The sequence below is a fragment of the uncultured Thalassolituus sp. genome (assembly GCF_950066645.1).
GTDB lineage: Bacteria > Pseudomonadota > Gammaproteobacteria > Pseudomonadales > Oceanobacteraceae > Thalassolituus.
The window spans coordinates 151543-170549 of sequence record NZ_CATMFB010000008.1 but is presented as its reverse complement, the minus strand read 5'-3'; the positions used below and the strand labels follow the sequence as shown (position 1 = coordinate 170549).

The 19007-nt window shown below is 51.1% G+C and carries 22 protein-coding genes; 5 read left to right on the top strand and 17 right to left on the bottom strand.

What is annotated here, in order from left to right; all coding sequences use genetic code 11:
• The first annotated feature begins 96 nt into the window (after positions 1-96).
• Both Q1L85_RS09240 and Q1L85_RS09235 read left to right on the top strand, forming a co-directional pair.
• Positions 97-2352, top strand: coding sequence for a hypothetical protein (locus Q1L85_RS09240; RefSeq protein WP_300427371.1), 2256 nt, complete (start codon positions 97-99; stop codon positions 2350-2352).
• 167 nt (positions 2353-2519) lie between these two features.
• Positions 2520-2756 carry a hypothetical protein gene (locus tag Q1L85_RS09235; RefSeq protein ID WP_300427369.1) on the top strand — a complete coding sequence of 79 codons (237 nt, stop codon included), beginning with the start codon at positions 2520-2522 and terminating at the stop codon, positions 2754-2756.
• Positions 2757-2776: 20 nt separating this feature from the next.
• Here Q1L85_RS09235 and Q1L85_RS09230 read toward each other — a convergent pair whose 3' ends face one another.
• Positions 2777-3112 carry a zinc ribbon domain-containing protein YjdM gene (locus Q1L85_RS09230; RefSeq protein ID WP_300427368.1) on the bottom strand — a complete coding sequence of 112 codons (336 nt, stop codon included), beginning with the start codon at positions 3110-3112 and terminating at the stop codon, positions 2777-2779.
• Between the two features lie 241 nt (positions 3113-3353).
• Here Q1L85_RS09230 and Q1L85_RS09225 point away from each other — a divergent pair, with 241 nt between their 5' ends.
• Positions 3354-3536 carry a DUF6435 family protein gene (locus tag Q1L85_RS09225; protein ID WP_300427367.1) on the top strand — a complete coding sequence of 61 codons (183 nt, stop codon included), beginning with the start codon at positions 3354-3356 and terminating at the stop codon, positions 3534-3536.
• Between the two features lie 87 nt (positions 3537-3623).
• On the opposite strand, the gene Q1L85_RS09220 is transcribed toward Q1L85_RS09225, so the two are convergent.
• Together Q1L85_RS09220 and Q1L85_RS09215 are read right to left on the bottom strand one after the other, a co-directional pair.
• Positions 3624-3839, bottom strand: coding sequence for a hypothetical protein (locus tag Q1L85_RS09220; RefSeq protein WP_300427366.1), 216 nt, complete (start codon positions 3837-3839; stop codon positions 3624-3626).
• A gap of 45 nt (positions 3840-3884) precedes the next feature.
• A complete protein-coding gene (locus tag Q1L85_RS09215; protein ID WP_300427364.1) occupies positions 3885-4820 on the bottom strand; it encodes a LysR family transcriptional regulator in 936 nt (311 codons plus the stop codon).
• A gap of 115 nt (positions 4821-4935) precedes the next feature.
• On the opposite strand from Q1L85_RS09215, the gene Q1L85_RS09210 reads away from it, so the two are divergent.
• Complete coding sequence (locus tag Q1L85_RS09210; protein WP_300427362.1) at positions 4936-5694, top strand: SDR family NAD(P)-dependent oxidoreductase; 759 nt, start codon at positions 4936-4938, stop codon at positions 5692-5694.
• A gap of 191 nt (positions 5695-5885) precedes the next feature.
• Here Q1L85_RS09210 and Q1L85_RS09205 read toward each other — a convergent pair whose 3' ends face one another.
• The 10 genes from Q1L85_RS09205 to rluD all read right to left on the bottom strand — a co-directional run bounded on the left by Q1L85_RS09205 (position 5886) and on the right by rluD (position 14098).
• A complete protein-coding gene (locus Q1L85_RS09205; protein ID WP_300427360.1) occupies positions 5886-6260 on the bottom strand; it encodes a hypothetical protein in 375 nt (124 codons plus the stop codon).
• Between the two features lie 75 nt (positions 6261-6335).
• Positions 6336-7124, bottom strand: a complete 789-nt coding sequence (locus tag Q1L85_RS09200) for a DUF2071 domain-containing protein (protein ID WP_300427359.1) — start codon at positions 7122-7124, stop codon at positions 6336-6338.
• 64 nt (positions 7125-7188) lie between these two features.
• A complete protein-coding gene (locus Q1L85_RS09195; protein ID WP_300427358.1) occupies positions 7189-7596 on the bottom strand; it encodes a hypothetical protein in 408 nt (135 codons plus the stop codon).
• A gap of 758 nt (positions 7597-8354) precedes the next feature.
• Positions 8355-8657, bottom strand: a complete 303-nt coding sequence (locus Q1L85_RS09190; protein ID WP_300425068.1) for a hypothetical protein — start codon at positions 8655-8657, stop codon at positions 8355-8357.
• Positions 8658-8738: 81 nt separating this feature from the next.
• A complete protein-coding gene (locus Q1L85_RS09185) occupies positions 8739-9122 on the bottom strand; it encodes a hypothetical protein (protein WP_300425066.1) in 384 nt (127 codons plus the stop codon).
• A gap of 101 nt (positions 9123-9223) precedes the next feature.
• Complete coding sequence (locus Q1L85_RS09180) at positions 9224-9487, bottom strand: hypothetical protein (protein WP_300432920.1); 264 nt, start codon at positions 9485-9487, stop codon at positions 9224-9226.
• Positions 9488-9874: 387 nt separating this feature from the next.
• Positions 9875-10366 (bottom strand): acetolactate synthase small subunit, encoded by a 492-nt coding sequence (ilvN, locus tag Q1L85_RS09175; protein ID WP_300425064.1) that lies wholly within the window; start codon positions 10364-10366, stop codon positions 9875-9877.
• A 2-nt stretch (positions 10367-10368) separates the two neighbouring features.
• Positions 10369-12093 (bottom strand): acetolactate synthase 3 large subunit, encoded by a 1725-nt coding sequence (locus Q1L85_RS09170; RefSeq protein ID WP_300425062.1) that lies wholly within the window; start codon positions 12091-12093, stop codon positions 10369-10371.
• A gap of 330 nt (positions 12094-12423) precedes the next feature.
• Positions 12424-13146 carry a peptidoglycan editing factor PgeF gene (gene pgeF, locus Q1L85_RS09165; RefSeq protein WP_300425061.1) on the bottom strand — a complete coding sequence of 241 codons (723 nt, stop codon included), beginning with the start codon at positions 13144-13146 and terminating at the stop codon, positions 12424-12426.
• Positions 13139-14098, bottom strand: coding sequence for a 23S rRNA pseudouridine(1911/1915/1917) synthase RluD (gene rluD / locus Q1L85_RS09160; RefSeq protein WP_300425060.1), 960 nt, complete (start codon positions 14096-14098; stop codon positions 13139-13141). Before rluD ends, pgeF begins: the two co-directional genes overlap by 8 nt.
• Before the next feature lie 99 nt (positions 14099-14197).
• Between rluD and Q1L85_RS09155 the strand changes: the two genes are divergently transcribed.
• On the top strand, positions 14198-15025 hold the full coding sequence (locus Q1L85_RS09155) for an outer membrane protein assembly factor BamD (protein WP_300425059.1): 828 nt from the start codon (positions 14198-14200) through the stop codon (positions 15023-15025).
• Positions 15026-15038: 13 nt separating this feature from the next.
• Here the strand turns inward: Q1L85_RS09155 and Q1L85_RS09150 are convergent, their stop codons facing one another.
• From Q1L85_RS09150 to Q1L85_RS09135, 4 genes are all read right to left on the bottom strand, one after another.
• A complete protein-coding gene (locus Q1L85_RS09150; RefSeq protein ID WP_300425057.1) occupies positions 15039-15836 on the bottom strand; it encodes a DUF2059 domain-containing protein in 798 nt (265 codons plus the stop codon).
• Positions 15837-15948: 112 nt separating this feature from the next.
• Positions 15949-17376, bottom strand: a complete 1428-nt coding sequence (locus Q1L85_RS09145) for an aldehyde dehydrogenase family protein (protein ID WP_300425055.1) — start codon at positions 17374-17376, stop codon at positions 15949-15951.
• Between the two features lies 1 nt (position 17377).
• Entirely contained in the window at positions 17378-17812 is a 435-nt protein-coding gene (locus tag Q1L85_RS09140; RefSeq protein WP_300425053.1) for a thioesterase family protein, read from the bottom strand.
• 14 nt (positions 17813-17826) lie between these two features.
• Positions 17827-18990, bottom strand: coding sequence for an iron-containing alcohol dehydrogenase (locus Q1L85_RS09135; protein ID WP_300425052.1), 1164 nt, complete (start codon positions 18988-18990; stop codon positions 17827-17829).
• Positions 18991-19007 lie beyond the last annotated feature (17 nt).

The following is a 19007-nucleotide window of genomic DNA, read 5'->3' as shown; positions in this document are numbered from 1 at the left end:
AGAGCCTCTTTCCCGACTGATAGTCTCTGATCAATAAATACACAGGCTTCACCGATCAGCTCGGGTGATAACAAGCCACTTGATCAGGGACGTCATATGAACAGTTGCGCGCGCTGCACCGCTGCATTAATCACCCTTTTTTCTGCGATATTGACCGGCTGCGGTGGTGAACCCATTGAAGAACCGCCCGTTGAATTCAATACTCTTGCCGAATGTGCAGCGGCTGACTGGCAGTTCACTGAAGATAATGAGTTGACCTACATCGAGACCAACTACGTTTTTCATGACGATGGCACCGTCGAGCTGAAAAAATATGTTGATCTGGATGAGTGGCAACTCTGGCTGAATGCAGGACAAACCGGCAATGACGTCGAGATATTCCCCGGCGTAGATCTGACGCTGGAGCAGATCGGGATTATATTGTGGCTGGATAATTACACAGGCTATTTTTACAGCGAAGGCACCTATCAGGTGGACGAAAGCGCTCAACAAATCGCCATGACCTATCCACAGGCGATCGCCGGGCATTCACGCTGGGGCTATAGCAGCGCCCAATCTGACTTCGATTCCCAGTCTGCAGACGCAGGAGAAGACATCTCTATGACAACCGTCACAGAGACAGTTACCTGTGAAGATAATCAACTTCGGTTCGCCAGTTACGGCAATGGCACAGGTAATCTTGATGACCCTATTACAGGCGCACAGACACATATTGAAATAAACACAGACTCAATGATCGGCCGCTTCGTTGACTACCGGGAACCAACACCATCACATTCAGTGAGCTACTACGAGCTTTTTCCAGTAGACGGTGGTTTCACCCTCAATGCCTGTAGCATTCCGGAAGAAATAGATTCAACCCCTCTCACTATTGATACCCGCTCAGGAGCCGCTTACATCACACAGGAAGCTGCTCCGGTTTTATTACCCGAAGCTGACCATGACACTGCCTACTCTTACTACGCTGACGACGGTTTCCTTTACCGACGTGATACTCAGACCGGTAGTGAAGAGCAACTTGACGCACTGGTACAGGGCTACAACGGTGGCGTCGTATTCAATGATATTGTCATCCAATATGCTATTACAGAAATCAACTCAGCTACGGGGACCTACGAAACACAATTACGCGTCACCTACAAAGACGGCTCTGATAGCCACGAGCTGACGTTACCCTTCTATGCCTTACCTACTGGCGTATACGGCAGCATTGCACTGAAACAACAGAACACCATGGCAGAAGACCGGGCATTCTACTTCAACCCTGACACTCTCGAATACCATCGCATCGAGCCGGGCAGAAAAGGTGATTATGCGGACTACTCGTACTACGCTCTCTGGCTACTCGGTGACTTCGCCAGAATCAGATACCATCTGAATCCTGCAGATGGCCCTGCGACATCCGTTTATACTTTAATGGATCTCGAAACAGGCGAAGAGCTTGATCACACCCCAAGCGGAAGCGATACCTACGTCGCTGATGTACAGCACAATGGAGAGCTTCTCTACGTTTCCACTTTTTTTGACGAAGCAACCTACACACAAACACTCAATTTCGAATCCCGTGCCTATGGCCAGGCGCCTGTGCTGCTGCACAGCTACAGTTTCAGTCGCACTTCTCTTTTTGAACCCTCTTCGGGCCCTTTTGCAGCAGTTTATGATGATCATTCAGGTGTGCTTTATCTACGGAAAGCATTTGGTGACAGAAATACTCTTATGGTAGATCTCAACACCTTCAGTACCTCTACCACGCCACTGTATCTGCACCGGAATTTCGGAGAATGGCAACTGATGGCCGATCAGCTACCAGGTGACTGGAGCACTTATACTTTCCCACAGGAAATGGCGTTGTACGTCAGGTCACCAATGGGAAATACGACCCTTCTCCCAAAAATAGAAGAAAACCGCAGAACAGGCTATCAGATCTGGAAAGACACGGTATTCGTCACAGAGAGCATCAAGTGGAAAGGGGATATCAGACTCACCAGTTTCTCAAGCGGCACCGAAACGTTAAAAGAATACCAACTGCCGCAACTGCTGAACCTGGATTGGAGCAATAACTACTGGCCTCCACTGTACAGTGGTGACATCAGATACCAGGACAAATACTACTACTTCAACACTGCAGCCGATGAATTTGAGGCCCTGAAATATCCGGATCAGAGCTTTCTGAATGAGATTCAGAATGTTCAACCACGAGATGATAATCTGTTCAGTGCAGACCTCGTCACCTTCGGGCAAAACTGCAGTACGAATCCCTCAGGTACACTGCGTCAGGAAGGTCCGGCCTTCTGGATCGAATGGAACGACGGCACAACCTCCCGAGAGCTGATCACCTTCACCCGCCAGTGAAATACCAGAACGGGCACAGTGCACTGTGCCCATGCACCTTTTCAGTTCAGACCCTCACTGGATATACATCGCACCTGATAGAACAAATGGCTATCAGGCCGCGTTCTGACGTGCCACGCTTGTCATATCTCCTAGGCTAAAGGTATGCCTAATGCAGGAGGGACACCATGACTCACCGGAGCATCATCAGCCGTATCCGCCGTTTTTACAGACTCCCGGAGCACCATCCGGACATAGAGTGGACTCAGACAGAGACCTACCGACGAAGACTGGAACAGGTGAAAACCGGCTGGATCATCAGCGGCGTCACCATGCTCGCAGTCGAAAACCTGGCAGCCGTACTGGGCATCGTCATGTTCACCAGCTTTATGAGCTTTGCCTTTCTCGAAAGAGACAGCGAGTAAAGTCAGGTTACTGGCGACGATCAGGCCTTTTTCACAAACTTTGCTGTGACCATCACTTCACCGAAACTGGCGAACTTGCAGTCAAGCTCGTGATCCTTGCCTTCGACAATACGGCGGATCACAGTCTTGCTGCCGATCTTCAGGCCCTGCGAGCTGCCCTTCACCTTGAGGTCTTTGATCAGAGTGATGGCATCACCTACTTCCAGTACTGTCCCGTTTGAGTCGCGGACTACAAACGTATCCTCTGAAGAGGTGTCCGCTGGGTTCCATTCGTGGCCACATTCAGGGCAAAGCAGATTCGCCTGATCTTCATAAACGTATTCAGAGGCGCACTTAGGGCAAGGAGGAAAAGACATAAGATCAACTCAAGAAGAAATACTGCGCGGAGTATAACCAAATACCCATACAACTGACATGGGAAAACAACATTCTGACTGCGACTGAGCCCACATGAAGTTAAGAGCTATAGCTACCGGGTTTGCCCTCTCTTCTTGTATAACTTATGTATAAGTACTAGCCTCTGAAACCACTTCTCGTACACAATAGAAACTGATCCGACCTCAAACGATGAGCAGCAACCACCAACAGGAGCCCCTCATGTTCTCGTTCTTAAAAAGTGACCCGACGAAGAAACTCCGACAGCAACGCGCCGCGCTGCTTGAGAAAGCTATGCACGCCCAGAGAAATGGCGATATCCGCACGTACTCCAGGCTATCGACTGAAGCTGAGGAGGCCTATAAGAAAATTCAGGAGATAGAGGCATCTGAAGAGAGAAAATAACAACACCAGGCATATATCCATTGTCCGGGCGGGCAGACGCTGTCGTGCGAATGACGCATCGCCCGGCCTCAGCACCAGAAGAGCGCCTCAGTCATCATCCTGCATTGGGATCGAATATAGACCAGAATCCAGACCCGACAGACGCTCGTCGATCATTGCCCTCTCAGAGATTGAAAGCTCTGGTTCGCCTTCAGGCGAATAGAATATGTGGTGACGCTGAGCATCATCGTAACGGATCTTACCGAGAATACGGCCATCGTCAGTAATACAATCAAGTTCTTGTTGAATAGGAAGAAATAGCACGCTTAAGTCTCAGAAACATCCGGTCGATAATTTTTATTAAACTGTTCAGTGCTCTGAAAAAGCGCCAACAGCACCACCTGTATTCAGCTGATCAGTAATCAATTCGCTGATCCAGTCCATAAACACCCGTACTCTCTGTGGGATCAGACGCCGCTGAGGGAAAAGCATCGACACCGGCATAGCAGGTGCCGGGTAATCGGCCAGTACTTCGCACAGCAACCCCTCACTCAACAAGCGCATCATTCCAAGACGCGGTGACTGAATGATACCGTAACCCGCCAGGCAGGCTGCGGTGTAAGCATCAGCATTATTCACACTGATTGTAGCCGGGACGGCCACCGTCCCCTGTTGGCCACTGGGCAATACGTAGTCAAAATCGCCAGCATGTCGCCCGAGCGTCTGAGAGTAACCCACCACCTTATGCCGTACCAGATCTTCCGGGGTCAGGGGTATGCCATAGTGCTCCAGGTAGGCAGGGCTCGCGCAGTTCACCATCTGATGCTCACCAAGACGACGACAGACAAGACTGGAGTCATGTAACTCGCCAACCCGGATCACCAGGTCAAAGCCCTCCGCTACCGGATCAACCCGCCGATCGGTGCAACTGAGTTCGATCCCGATGAGTGGATAGCGTTGCTGGAATTCATGCAACTTCGGAATCACCAGATCCCTCGCCAGAGGCACGGGCATATCTGCACGCACGACACCTTCAAGTGCCTGCGCATCTGAACAGAACAGACTCTTCAGGTCATCCAGCCCCGCTAACAGATCATGCGCCCGGGCAATAAACAGCTCACCATCACGAGTAACTTCTACCCGTCGCGTCGTACGCATCAGCAATCGCGTGCCCATCTCTTCTTCCAGCTGAGCCACTGCAGCGGACACCGATGAACGCGGCACCCCCAATACCTCAGCTGCTGCAGAGAAGCTCTTCTGTTCCGCGACCTGAAGCAGTATCCGCATGGCATTGAGATCTTTCATTTGCCAATTATCCAGTTTTTCTGACAGGTAATAACAGATTATCAATATTTATACAGATAATTAAACCAATTATCGTACATCTACCGATCAGGTTCATTCATATCAGGAGAAGCAGATGACTCAACGAATTGCACTGATAACAGGTGGCAGCCGGGGGCTCGGGGCCAGTACCGTACTGGCACTGGCCAGTAAAGGCATCGACAGCGTGTTTACCTACCAATCGAATAACCAGGCAGCCCAAGCGATTATTGAACAAGTCAGCGCCAAAGGTGCGAAAGCCTTCGCACTGCCACTGAACACAGGCGACAGCCGCACCTTTATTGAATTTCGCCAAACCCTTCAGCAACTGCTGGAAAAAGAATGGCAACGCCAGACGCTCGACATCGTGGTCAACAACGCAGGCCATGGTTACACCGCGCCCATTGATAGCCAGACAGAAGATGAATTCGATACCCTGTATCGCGTTCACCTGAAAGGGCCCTACTTCCTCACACAGACGTTGTTACCGATCATTCGGGACGGTGGCTCTGTAGTGAACATCGCCAGCGGCCTGACGCGCTTCAGCTTGCCCGGCTACTCCGCATATGCCGCAATGAAAGGTGCAGTCGAAGTGATGACCCGCTATCAGGCAAAAGAGCTTGGCTCGCGAGGTATCCGCGTTAATACGGTCGCGCCTGGTGCGATAGCAACAGACTTCCGCGGCGGAGAAGTGCGGGATAACCCACAGATCAATCAAACCGTAGCGTCATTCACAGCGCTGGGGCGAGTGGGAGAAGCGGATGATATTGGCCCGGCCATTGCTGCGCTGATTGAAAGCGACAATCGTTGGGTGAATGGGCAACGGATCGAGATATCTGGCGGAATGTTCCTCTGATACTGACTTAAAACATAAGTGATACAGGAAGAGATTCATTCAGCATGTTCGCAAACGATCGGAGGCGATGTAGTCGCCCCGATCTGGCTTTCTCGTTAGTTTCTCTTACTCATAGCAACCGGCTAAAAGGCAAGCGAAACGAATCCTGGTAGCGGCCCTACTCTTGTGGCGATAGAAATTTCAGGGGCTCGTCAAACGTCGCCACACTCGCTAACTCCATACGCTATTTCGTCATCGCCTGGATCGTCTTCATCGCTACCGAGCATGTACCCCATAGCCTCTGCTGTATCGAGACTGCTGCGAGGGATTGTAAACAGGTAGACATCAAGGGTCGGAGCACCGCATACATCAGCATTAGCAACCCCCTTCAGATAACCACACCTGCTCTGAAGAACGTTGATCCCGGCCTCACTCAAAGGAGTTTCGATCTCTTGAAGAGTAAAGCCTCCCCCCTCGCATTGAATTGTCTCAGAAGACTTAACAACGACAACGTTTTCTGGACTTGAAGACTCACCACCACAAGCTGAAATCAGAACAGTTAATACAAGATAACATCCTATTTTCATATTTCTTCCTTAATATTAAATTCTCAATAACAGACGACGTTTGGCTGCTCCGCATAATCTAACTTACTAAATTATTCATCCAATAACCGTTGGAGGTAAATAAATAGTAAACTCATTCAATGGCTCAATTAATACACTATATGGTGCATTTTGATCGGACTGATTAACGATGCCAAGATTGGATAAAAGCTTGAAATTGGCGGACACTAGTTTAGCAGGCCTAACTTGAAGTTCTTTATGCCACACTCGGTATGTTCCTAGCTTGCCATCTCTGCGGTAATAGAAGCCCGCCAAAGGGTGTGTCAAGTAAACAAGAGCGGATTCATTATCAGGAAAACCAGGAAAGTATAACTGATCGGACTCGTCCTGAGTCAGGCTGACCGAGGCTTCTGCCCAACCGGAAGTAGTTTCCATGTGATACTTATCATATAAGCCAGATACTTCGTTTACCGCACAATCAAAACTAACTTTCCCCGAATGCCAGGGAAGGCTCCAAAGGTATCTCGGTACTGCAAGCGTCCAGGAGTCCAGAACAGTGCCGAGGAACCAAACACATCGCTCACCTGTCTCAGTGTCGATTATGTAGATTCGATAGTTTGTCTGTCCCATCGTAAACTTAGGGAATGGGAAAACCGCTGAAGTAAAATCTACATCAATGAACGGAACTACGGATATCAGCCCCATTAGTTGACCATCAACTTCAACCGTGTCTAATCGAAACCGGTCAGGAAAAATCCCTTGAAACCTATCGACAGGAACAGCATAAGTAATGATTGCGAAATGCTTCAAGCCACATAAAACATCTATACCCTTAGGCTTCGGGCGATCTATCAAATAATCATGTAACTTTCGCGATTCCTGCACAGTGCATCCTCAAAAATCTAGCGCCAGAAGCTGATGCGTGGAATACATCCTCAGCTTCTGTTTGTTAAGTAGACCACTCGACCAAGACCGGAACAAGAACAGCCATGAAACCAGTGAGACTAATTATTAGAAAATAGAGCTTGAATCTAAGATTTGACCTCAACTCTAATTCATGTGGCCAGTATTTAGCCACATTATTTTCTTCGTATAAATGCAATAGAGCTTGACGGTATATAGAGCACGCTTTGGCACCATTTCTTAGAGCTACAATGGCTGAAATAGTCATCACAATAGAGCCCACAACAAAAATTGCAAACACCAGAATACTCAATGAAGATTTTCCGGCTGCCACCGCAGAATTAACGCCTAAAACGACCAGGTTAAAAATCACTGCACTTGCAAGAAATATGGTATCTCCTCGTGCGGCCTGCTCCATTTCTTTTACCAAGTGAGAATGGACCTGCTCCAGCATATTATTCTCCTCATACATCCAAAACTCTGTTGAATTAACTGATTCTACCAAAAAACCAGAAACCATTTCTGACGCACTTCTCGCTATATTTCTGCTTATACTCTACCGGGCTTTGATAGCGTACCGCAGAACAACTTTAGCACCTAAAGACTCAGCGACATCCTTCGACCTAACTTCAGGATGATTCGCTAACTTAACGGCTTGAAGTTTAATAGCCAACGTATAGCGATCATAGTTTCTCTTTTTTGTTTGTTCCACACTGCACCTCTTTAATGAACAGAAAAAACTGTCCATAAAAGTGGTTACAGATCACCCCGCTAGACGGCGAGCGAAGCGAGTCCTAGTGAAGGCCACGCTTTTCTTGTGGCCGTGAAAAATTTGAGCGGCTTGTTAATCTCCTTCTTCCCTGTTTTTCATTCTAGACAGAAATAACTCTGCTTCATCCAGGACGTCAAGCACTTGCGTGATCTGATCCTCTTCTGGGAGGCTGTAGATAATACGCTCAAGTCTATTATCAAAGTCTTGCACCTCCCTTTCAAACAGGTTTGATTCTACAGGAATCGCCAGTTCGAAATCCAAAGAGTAAAGGAAGGTAGAAAGACACCTCTTCACTTCAGATGGGTAGACAGATCTATTAGCTAGGCCTCTTTTGATATCAGATATCTTTCTCATACGCCTTTAGCAATTAACGCCCGCAGCAAAGGCGAGCAACTTGTTGCAAGTCCAGCACACGAAGTGTGCGATTTTGCCTGCGCTTGTTAAGTGTTTGACTGATGCACATAGTAAGTTGCCCAGTATATTGGAGCGGCCATGATATTAAAAAATAACATAGCAAAGCCGATAGCAACACGAGCTTTTTTAGGACCTGACTGAAAAAAATTTCCCAGCATCCATAACCAAAGCACTGTAGCTGATATGAGCCCCGCATCGATTAAGTAATCTATCGTCACTGGAATTCTTTTCCCGACTAACATAGCATCCCAGTAAGAACTGAATGAAATCCCAAATAACGTCACGGTGAACGCAAAAAGTAATCCGCTGATAATCTTACGTATATTCATAGAAATATTTAACACCGCGGCAAAAGGCGCAGCGTCAGCTGCGTCCAGTGAATCGAAGCGGAACAGTTCTTGACCGCCTTTTTATGCATGCTTGTACCCGATTTTAAAACCAAGCAAGCCAACAATTAAAATCATCAAAGATGCGCCTCCATAAATCAGGTTTCGACTAAAGACTTCATGCTCAGCTAGAGGCATCCAGTAATTAAAATAACCACCTAATCCAATTGTAAGAAAATGCGCTGCACAGATACACACCGTAGGGAATAAGATTGCCAATAACTTCTTCGGCCTGCGGTTTCTTAAATAATGCAAGTTAAAAGATGAATATATAAAAATCAACACACCCACAAAAACATATGCATCGCCATAAGTCGATCGTGGCATATCAAATGGGGTTAACCCTACCACTATAATTAGAACTGAAAAGAATATGCCGACCACAAATAGTATTTTATAGGACTTCATTCATCACCCATACTATACATAACGCCCCGCTAGACGGCGAGCGAAGCAAGTCCTAGTGAAGGCCACGCTTTTTTGTGGCCGTAACGAATTTCAGCGGCTTGTTAAATGTTGCCTCTCGTAAAATTTCCATACATAATTAAACCGAAGAACCCCCCAACAGCAATAACAGCCAAGCCCATGGTATACATATCGTGCTTAAATTTTTTAACGCCAACTACGTATTTTACAGCCTCTAGATATGAGACATTTTCTCTTTTCTTCATATAAAAATAAAATACAAACACACAAGACCAGAAAATTGATTGAGCAATATCCAAGAGGTATGTCTTATTACCTAAAATCACTTCAACTGGATGGTGTGGCATATTCTTAACTTTATATTTAACAGCTTGTTAGTGTGCGTGCGCGTTTATCCCGGGATACTCTTTCGAGGTTTCCGAGATAACTTATTGATTGCATTGAAGAATTTTCCATAATTCAAATCTCCCTTCCAGAAAAACGTGCGCGCCTGTCATTTTGACGAGGGCTTGCACATAAACTTGTAAACCAAGTTTATAACTCTTTGATTAGACTGATGTTTACGGTACCCCGCTCCGACAAAACGCGCAAGCACGAAAACACAGCGTGCCTGATTTGCCTGAAAAGCCCAAATCATACGGTGTATAGACCTGCCATATTTACATTTAGCGGCCTTTTATCTGGCCAATAAAAAAGGGCCCGAAGGCCCTTTTCAAAGTTTGCAGCGTTAACGCTTACAGACTCAGTACTTTTTCACCGCGTGCGATACCAGATACACCGGTACGTACGGTTTCGAGTACACAACCTGCACCAATCGCTTCAATAAAGGCTTCCAGCTTGTCGCTGGTGCCGGTCAGCTGGATGGTGTAAACGCTGGCGGTCACGTCGACGATCTGGCCACGGAAGATATCCGCAGTCCGTTTGATCTCTGCACGCTGCGCACCAATGGCTTTCACTTTAATGAGCATAAGTTCACGCTCAATGTGTGGGCCTTCGGACAGGTCGACCAGTTTTACCACTTCAATCAGCTTGTTGAGCTGTTTGGTGATCTGTTCGATCTTACGCTCGTCACCTGTGGTGGTCATGGTCAGACGCGACAGTGTCTCGTCTTCGGTTGGTGCCACCGTGAGGGTTTCGATGTTGTAACCACGCTGTGCAAACAGACCAACAACGCGTGACAGTGCGCCCGGTTCGTTTTCAAGCAGGATAGAAATAATGTGTCTCATGATCACGTACGCTCCGTCTTGCTCAGCCACATATCACGCATAGAGCCCATTGGCACCTGCATTGGATACACGTGCTCGGTCTCGTCGACGGCGACGTCCAGGAATACCAGACGGTCGTTGTACTTGCCGAAGGTATCTTCCAGCGCCTGAGGCAGCTGATCACGGCCTTCAACGCGGATACCCACGTGACCATAGGCTTCTACCAGCTTGACGAAGTCAGGCAGGGATTCCATGTAAGAGTGTGAGTGACGGCCTTCGTAGTTCATGTCCTGCCACTGGCGAACCATGCCCAGTGAGCCGTTGTTCAGACACAGGATTTTTACTGGAATGCCGTACTGCAGACAGGTAGACAGTTCCTGAATGTTCATCTGAATAGAACCTTCACCAGTCACACATACCACCATGTCGTCCGGGAAGTTCATTTTGATGCCCATCGCCGCTGGGAAACCAAAGCCCATGGTGCCCAGACCACCGGAGTTGATCCAGCGGTTTGGTTTATCAAACTTGTAGTACTGAGCGGCAAACATCTGGTGCTGACCTACGTCTGAGGTGATGAAGGCATCGCCCTTGGTCGCGGTCCACATGGCTTCGATCACTTCCTGTGGCTTCATCAGCTGGCTGTCGTTCTTGTCGTAGTGACCGCCATGACGCTGACGCCATTCGTTGATCTGCTTCCACCAGGTTTCCAGTGCATCGGCATCCGGAGTTTCACCAGCTTCATCCAGCAGCGCCATCATTTCGTCCAGAACTGCACCGACCGGGCCGACAATCGGCACATCAGCGATGATGGTTTTGGAGATAGACGATGGATCGATATCAATGTGAATGATCTTGGCGTCCGGGCAGAACTTGCTGGTTGCGTTGGTCACACGGTCATCGAAGCGCGCGCCAACAGCCAGAATAACGTCTGCGTTATGCATGGTCATATTGGCTTCATACGAACCGTGCATGCCCAGCATGCCCACGAAGCGCTCGCCAGTACCCGGGTAACAGCCAAGGCCCATCAGGGTGTTGGTGCATGGGAAGTTCAGGCGATCAACCAGTGCGCGCAGTTTGTCTGAGCTACCGTCGATGATAACGCCACCACCGGCATAGATGATCGGGCGCTTAGCAGCCAGCAGCATCTCGACGGCCTTTTTGATCTGGCCGGAGTGACCACGCTGAGGCGGCGTGTAAGAGCGCATTTTGATCTTCTTCGGATAGACATACTCATAGCGCTCGTTCGGCATGGTCATGTCTTTCGGAATGTCGATCACAACAGGGCCAGGACGACCGGTGCTGGCGATGTAGAACGCCTTAGCAACGATCTCAGGGATGTCTTCAGGACGACGTACCGCAAAGCTGTGCTTCACGATAGGACGTGACACACCCAGCATGTCGGTTTCCTGGAAGGCGTCGTCGCCCACCAGATGGCTCATCACCTGACCGGAGATGACAACCATAGGGATAGAGTCAGTAAACGCAGTAGCGATACCAGTCACTGTGTTAGTCGCACCCGGACCAGAAGTCACCATCACTACGCCCGGTTTACCGGTCGCACGTGCGTAACCATCCGCCATGTGAGCAGCGGCCTGCTCGTGACGTACCAGTACGTGCTTTACTGCACTCTGCTTGTAAACAGCATCGTATACGTGCAGCAGCGAACCGCCTGGGTAACCATAAATATATTCAACACCAGCTTCATGCAGTGCACGAACCAGCATATCTCCGCCGGAAATCAATTCCACCGTTGTATCCTCTTTCGATGCCCGACGTTGGGCAATATTCGTAAACCTTCGAACAGGGCCTGCCTCGCGCAGTCCCGATTAGGCTGGATGAGTCACTTTTAGTTCGTCATCAGAAACCCGATTCCCGTTCCGGGACGTCAGGGCGGAAACCGGATGCGGAGGATAACCGCATCAGAGGCCGTGATTGTCAGGGGCACTGCGCCGGGTGTGGGCATGTACCAGCTGACAAAGCGTCGCATATTCTAACAGCAGACTGAGCGAGTTGGAACCACTTAATCCCTGTAAAATCAAGGGCTCGCGCTCAATACCCCAGAACAGCGCTCGGTTTTTTCAGAGAGAACGCCAGATCAGGCTGACCTGTCGGCCGGTAACGCCGTCGCGACGGTAAGAGAAATACTGTTGCGGCTGCGAGAAAGTACATTCTGTGCCGCCCACCACGGAGGTGACACCGGCCTGTTGCAGCTGCTCGCGGGCCAGGGCGTAGATGTCTGCATAAAGGCGATCCCCCTGCCCTGCCCTGAAGCAGGCATCGCTGGCCCAGGCAAAGGCTTCGCGCACTTCCGGGCCGACTTCAAAAGCCTCGGGCCCGATGGCGGGCGCCAGAAACACCAGTACGTCACCGGGGTCTGAGAACTGCTTCAGCGTCTCTGGCAGGATACCGCCCGCGAGACCACGCCAACCGGCATGTGCGGCGGCAACGCGGGAACCATCGCGGGCGCAGAATAACACCGGGAGGCAATCGGCGGTCAGAACCGCACACGCGACTCCGGCAGCAGCACTGACAGAGGCATCAGCACATACCACCGGCGCCTGAGGGCGGGCCTCGGCGACGTCAATGCCGTGTACCTGCTCCAACCACTGAATGTCATCGCAGCCCGGCAGCTGTGCCAGCAGGCGTGCACGGTTTTCTGCGACGGCCTGAGGATTATCACCTACGTGGTCCCCCAGATTAAGGGTGTCATAGGGGGCGACCGATACCCCGCCAGCGCGGCCGGAATATCGGGCCTGCACACCGGCAGGCAGCGCCCAGTCAGGACGGTAGAGTTCAGTCATCCCTGTCTTCGTCGTCTGCCATGGTGTTGAGCAGTTCGATAAAGTCATCCGGCAGTTCGATTTCCCATTCCATGGTCTCTTCCGTGCGCGGGTGCATCAGGGTCAGTGCCTTGGCATGCAGGGCCTGACGAGGAAACGACACCAGCAGTTCACGCAGCTCAGGCCCGATACCTTTGGTCAGGCGCTGACGTGCGGCGTAGGTGGCATCGCCCACGAGCGGATGCCCGATGTGTGCCATATGTACGCGGATCTGGTGGGTACGGCCGGTTTCGAGCTTGCAGCGGATATAGGTGTGCGTTGGAAATTTGTGCAGCACCCGGTAGTGAGTCACAGCCTCTTTACCCATCGGGTTCACGGCCATTTTGGTGCGCTGAGTGCCATGACGACCAATGGGTTCGTCGACGGTCCCGCCACTGATCATATGCCCCTGAACGACGGCTTCGTACTCACGTCCCATGCTGCGATCCTGCAGCTGGGCCACCAGATGCGTCTGTGCCTGCAGAGTCTTGGCGACCACCATCAGGCCGGTGGTGTCTTTATCCAGCCGGTGAACAATCCCGGCACGCGGGATATTGATCAGGTCGGGGCAATGAAACAGCAGTCCGTTCAGCAGGGTACCAGTACGGTTACCAGCCGCCGGATGCACCACCAGGCCCGCCTGTTTATTGAGCACGAGAATATCGTCGTCTTCGTAGACGATATCCAGATCAATCTCTTCAGGCTGCCAGTCGCCTTCAGCCTCAAGCTCGGCTTTAAGCTCCAGTGTCTCGCCGCCAACGACCTTATCGCGGCCGCGCATGACCTCGCCATTGACGGTCAGCTGACCACTCTTAATCCACTCCTGCAGGCGGGAGCGTGAGAAGTCCGGAAACAGGCGGGCAGCAACCTGATCAAGACGTTTATTTCCCTCTTCGTAGGGAACTTCGACGGTATGAGAAATCTGACTGGACATAATGACTCTGAAGTAAACCTGACCTCATGACCTGTGGGTGATGAAGCGGCTCAGGTGTGTTCTAATACGGCAATCTGCACATTGTATAGAAGTACGCTAATGCACTCCATAAAGTCACTCGGCCTGATCGTATTCACTGCAGCTCTGATCAGCGCCTGTTCTTCCAATCCGCAACGCGACATCCTCACCGAGCAGGAATACTACCGCGAAGCCCGGGAAGCCATTGAAGACAACAACATGCTGGTCGCCGAAGACCGGCTGAACCGGCTGGAAAGCCAGTATCCTTTCGGCAAGTACGCCGAACAGGCCCAGCTGGAACTGATTTATGTGCACTTCCGTATGGCAGATATGGAGTCAGTGCTGGCCCAGGCAGAGCGCTTTATCCGTCTGCACCCACTGCACGCTCAGGTGGATTACGCCTATTACATGCGTGGCCTGGCGACCTACGAAATGGGCTTTGCCTTTGTTGAGCGCTACTTCGGTGACGGTACAGATAAGCGCAACCCGGTGCCCCTGCAGGACTCGTTCGCGTATTTTGACGAGCTGATCAAACGCTTCCCTGACAGTGCATATAATACGGATGCACGTGCACGGATGATTTATCTGCGCGAGCGCCTGGCGTCGTATCAGATGGAAATCGCCCGTTACTACATGAAGCGTCACGCCTATCTGGCCGCCGCGAACCGGGGCGAAGAAGTTCTGACGCACTATCAGAAAACCCACGCAGTGGCGGATGCACTGGCCATCATGACTGAGGCTTATGAGCTGCTGGGGTTAACAGAGGAATCTGAAAAGGCGCTGGCTCTGCTGACACTGAACCATCCGGATCATCCCCAGCTTGCGAGCGGTACATTTGAAAGCAGCGGCCTGACGGAAGTCGACCGCCGCAGTTTCTGGAACATCGTCAGTTTCGGGCTGATTGACTGAGCGGCGATGCTGCTCAGTCGTTCTTCTTCAGCGACTGCATTAACTCAGCCACGCCATCTGAAAACGCCAGATTCATCGCGTCCAGTGTTCCTTTCGATGCCAGTCGCATAAACCGCGATGCGGCATCTGTTCTTAAAAAAGTCCGGTACTGCTGCAGTTCCTCAACAGAAATGTCTTTCCACGAGTACATCATTATCGCAAGCATGTAGTTGTAGGTCTGACTGCGGGCACCCCCCATCTGCTGGCGGATACCTGCCTGCATCTGATCATAGTTTAATGGCTGCCCCGGCTGCATGATGGCCGCCACTGTGGTGTACAGAGACAGTGCAGCCTGCTCCTGAAACCGCATCATCAGATCGGTTATGCCTGTCAGCCGCTCAACCTCGACCGCCAGTTCGACGAGCTGCTGATTTTCTCCCAGCGCCCCCACAACCATCTGCAATTCGGCGGCATCTACGCTTGCCGCTGCGTGCTCTGCGGCGGTGATTTTCTTCGCCAGTGGCGACTCATACCAGGTCAGCAGTCCATTGAGTTCAGCATCACTGAACTGACCGCTCAGTTCATCCACTACCTGACGACGCAGGCGCTCAGAAGAAAAAGCACGGCGGAATATCGCTTCCGCTTTATCCACCACTTCTTCAGGCGCACGCTGGTCACCCTGTGCAACCGTACTGGTGATCATGCCCGGAATCATGTCCAGCTGTTCGTTCAGGCCGGATAATTCAAGTATCTGATTCAGCTTGGCGTTGCCTGCTTGAACAGGGCTGACAAGAATAAACAGAAGCAGAAAAGAGGTGAGATAACGGAACATCCCTGACGTCCTTTTTATAAATTTGTCAGAAGACTATATCACTTAGCCGACGGGTATTCAGGCCGGACGGGAAAATGTCATCCGGCCTGATTCGTGGGAGAGATGGTGGCAACTACTGTGGTGTGCGGATCACCATCAGGCGGAGTTCGGTCATGTCTTCCATCGCCCAACGGATACCTTCACGGCCAAGCCCGGAGTCTTTCACGCCGCCGTAAGGCATATGATCCACGCGCCAGCTCGGTACATCCCCAATCACAACGCCACCGACATCCAGAGTGTCCCAGGCTTTCTGCGCTTTATACAGGTCACGGGTAAAGATGCCCGCCTGTAAGCCAAAACGACTGTCATTAACACGCTTAAGAGCCGCGTCATAATCGTCAAAAGGTTCGAGTATGGCCACCGGGCCGAAGGCTTCTTCAGCACTCAGGTCACAATCGGCAGGGACGCCTTCTAACAGCGTTGCCTGAAGCATATTGCCATCGCGCCCACCACCACACAGCAGAGTAGCACCCCGGTTAAGCGCGTCGTTGATCCAGTTATGCAGACGTTCTGCTTCGTCTTCTGAAATCATCGGGCCGATAAAGGTCTGCGGATCTTTCGGGTCGCCACTTTTAAGCGTTCTGGTTTTTGCGATCAGCTTTTCTTTAAACACATCGTACACATCGCTGTGAACAAACAAGCGCTGCACACCAATACAACTCTGACCTGACTGATAAAACGCACCGATAATGACGCGAGCGACGGCATCATCAAGATCCCAGTCGTTATCAATCACACAGGCCGCGTTGCCGCCTAACTCCAGGATGACTGGTTTTTTTCCGGCGCGGGCTTTGAGCTTCCAGCCAACATCGGGTGAGCCGGTAAAGCTCAGCAGTTTCAGGCGATCGTCCTCTGTCAGCAGATCGGCGCTGTCGCGGCGGCAAGGCAATACCGAAAATGCACCTTTGGGCAGATCGGTCTCAGCAAGAATTTCACCAATCAGCAGCGCTCCGATTGGAGTCATACTGGCTGGCTTTAATACAAACGGGCAACCCGCCGCAATCGCAGGCGCCACTTTATGAGCGGCCAGATTGAGAGGGAAATTAAACGGACTGATAAACGCACACGGACCAATCGGCACCCGCTGCGTCATACCGCGATACCCTTTTGCGCGTGGGCTGATATCTAACGGTAACGTTTCTCCCAGCAGACGCGGCGTTTCTTCTGCGGCGATTTTAAAGGTATCAATTAAGCGGCCTACTTCGCCCCGGGCATCATTGATCGGTTTACCTGCTTCAATACACAACGCTTCAGCCAGTTCATCGGCACGCTCTTTAAATCGCCTGATACAGTGTTCAAGTACCGCCTGCCGCTCATACACTGTCATATTACGCATAGGCTCTGCCGCCGCTTCTGCCGCGGCAATGGCCCGATCCAGAACGTCCGGTGTTGCCAGCGGTACTTCATAGGCGATTTCGCCACTGAATTTATCTGTGACTTTCAGATCGGTGTTGGCAAAAACCGCTTCGTTGGCGAGGTAATACGGGTATTTTTTTGTCATTTCAGATCACCAGTTCAGCAAGTGCATTTCGGATACCGTCAGGTATTGCGACGGATTTATTCGCTGCGCGTTCGACAAACACATGAATAAAATCGCCATAGGCACAGGCTTTTTCTTCACCTTCTTTGAAGATAGCTACGCCGTAAGTCACTGAGCTGTTGCCCAGTTTATTCACCCGCAGCCCGACTTCAATGGCGTCAGGATAGGCAATGGGAGCAAGGTAATTGCAATGGGAGTTCACCACAAAACCAACGACAGGGGCATCGTGAATATTCAGTCCGCCTTCCTCGATCAGGTAGCGGTTTACCGCAGAATCGAAGTATGAGTAGTAAGTAACGTTATTTACGTGCCCATAAATATCGTTATCCATCCAGCGCGTAATGATCGGAAAAAAGCGCTTATAATCGCTGCGCTGTACAGGTTTTTCAGTGCTCATGCTCTGTCCTTTTATCAATAGGCGGCGCGATAGATCGCCAGGGCGTCTTCTTCGCTGACTGTTCGCGGATTATTAATCAGCAATCTCTGTTGCTTCATGGCTTCTGATGCGAGCATCGGCAAGTCATCTTCTTTAATGCCGCACTCACGCAGACGGGCGGGCAGACCGGAGTCCGCAATCAGTTGTTCCAGCCACACAATCAGAGCCTCAGTGATGTCTGCAACACTGCCATCAACCACAGCATCGCCCATGATGCAGGGTGCCAGCTCGGCATACAGAGGCGCCGCCTGCGGGGCGTTGAAGCGCATAACATAAGGCAGAACCAGAGAGTTGCTCAGGCCATGCGGAATGTGGAAATGTCCGCCTAACGGATAGGCCAGTGCATGTACCGCAGCGACCGGCGCATTGGCAAACGCCTGCCCTGCATATAAAGCACCGAGTAACATATTTCCGCGGGCATCAAGGTTATGCCCCTCGCGGACCACCGTCAGCAGATCCGACGACAGCAGACGCAACGCTTCGCGCGCCAGCAGATCAGACACAGGGTTCTTTTTATGGGCACTGGTATAGGCTTCAATCGCATGGACCATCGCGTCGATGCCCGTAGCTGCCGTAACATGCGCAGGCAGCCCTTTGGTCAGTTCGGCATCCAGAAGAGCGATATCCGGTTGCAGTACCGGAGACACCACACCAGCCTTAGTCGTTGCCCCCGTAGTAACGATGGCAATCGGTGTGACTTCAGAGCCGGTACCCGCCGTCGTCGGCACCTGCAGCAGAGGCAGACGGACACCATGTGCATTCCCCACGCCATACATATCACTTAAGGCCTGCCGGCAATCAGGATGCGCCAGCAACGCCACCAGCTTGGCAACATCCATAGAGCTGCCACCACCAAACCCGACGATAAAGTCAGCATTCGCCTGACGGGCCTGCGCAGCGGCCTGCTCAACAGTGCTGTCTGCTGGATCTGCTTCGACATCGCTGAACACGGTCAGTTGTAGCGCCGAATCGGAAAAGCCTGCGAATACCGGCTCGAGCAATCCTGTGGCTAACAACCCCGGATCTGTCACGAGCATGACACTGCGTGCACCCTGCTCTTCACAGAGGCTGACGAGGCGTCTGGCGGCGCCGGGCTCATTAATAATCGTGCGGGTCGTTGTGAAGGTAAATGTTGTCATTATTTTTCTCCCTGGGA

Excerpts from the sequence above, each read along its gene's own strand:
- Q1L85_RS09240 (WP_300427371.1), top strand. The coding sequence starts at position 97 with ATGAACAGTTGCGCGCGCTGCACCGCTGCATTAATCACCCTTTTTTCT.
- Q1L85_RS09235 (WP_300427369.1), top strand. The coding sequence starts at position 2,520 with ATGACTCACCGGAGCATCATCAGCCGTATCCGCCGTTTTTACAGACTC.
- Q1L85_RS09230 (WP_300427368.1), bottom strand. The coding sequence starts at position 3,112 with ATGTCTTTTCCTCCTTGCCCTAAGTGCGCCTCTGAATACGTTTATGAA.
- Q1L85_RS09225 (WP_300427367.1), top strand. The coding sequence starts at position 3,354 with ATGTTCTCGTTCTTAAAAAGTGACCCGACGAAGAAACTCCGACAGCAA.
- Q1L85_RS09215 (WP_300427364.1), bottom strand. The coding sequence starts at position 4,820 with ATGAAAGATCTCAATGCCATGCGGATACTGCTTCAGGTCGCGGAACAG.
- Q1L85_RS09210 (WP_300427362.1), top strand. The coding sequence starts at position 4,936 with ATGACTCAACGAATTGCACTGATAACAGGTGGCAGCCGGGGGCTCGGG.
- Q1L85_RS09205 (WP_300427360.1), bottom strand. The coding sequence starts at position 6,260 with ATGAAAATAGGATGTTATCTTGTATTAACTGTTCTGATTTCAGCTTGT.
- Q1L85_RS09195 (WP_300427358.1), bottom strand. The coding sequence starts at position 7,596 with ATGCTGGAGCAGGTCCATTCTCACTTGGTAAAAGAAATGGAGCAGGCC.
- Q1L85_RS09190 (WP_300425068.1), bottom strand. The coding sequence starts at position 8,657 with ATGAATATACGTAAGATTATCAGCGGATTACTTTTTGCGTTCACCGTG.
- Q1L85_RS09185 (WP_300425066.1), bottom strand. The coding sequence starts at position 9,122 with ATGAAGTCCTATAAAATACTATTTGTGGTCGGCATATTCTTTTCAGTT.
- Q1L85_RS09180 (WP_300432920.1), bottom strand. The coding sequence starts at position 9,487 with ATGCCACACCATCCAGTTGAAGTGATTTTAGGTAATAAGACATACCTC.
- ilvN (WP_300425064.1), bottom strand. The coding sequence starts at position 10,366 with ATGAGACACATTATTTCTATCCTGCTTGAAAACGAACCGGGCGCACTG.
- pgeF (WP_300425061.1), bottom strand. The coding sequence starts at position 13,146 with ATGACTGAACTCTACCGTCCTGACTGGGCGCTGCCTGCCGGTGTGCAG.
- rluD (WP_300425060.1), bottom strand. The coding sequence starts at position 14,098 with ATGTCCAGTCAGATTTCTCATACCGTCGAAGTTCCCTACGAAGAGGGA.
- Q1L85_RS09155 (WP_300425059.1), top strand. The coding sequence starts at position 14,198 with ATGCACTCCATAAAGTCACTCGGCCTGATCGTATTCACTGCAGCTCTG.
- Q1L85_RS09150 (WP_300425057.1), bottom strand. The coding sequence starts at position 15,836 with ATGTTCCGTTATCTCACCTCTTTTCTGCTTCTGTTTATTCTTGTCAGC.
- Q1L85_RS09145 (WP_300425055.1), bottom strand. The coding sequence starts at position 17,376 with ATGACAAAAAAATACCCGTATTACCTCGCCAACGAAGCGGTTTTTGCC.
- Q1L85_RS09140 (WP_300425053.1), bottom strand. The coding sequence starts at position 17,812 with ATGAGCACTGAAAAACCTGTACAGCGCAGCGATTATAAGCGCTTTTTT.
- Q1L85_RS09135 (WP_300425052.1), bottom strand. The coding sequence starts at position 18,990 with ATGACAACATTTACCTTCACAACGACCCGCACGATTATTAATGAGCCC.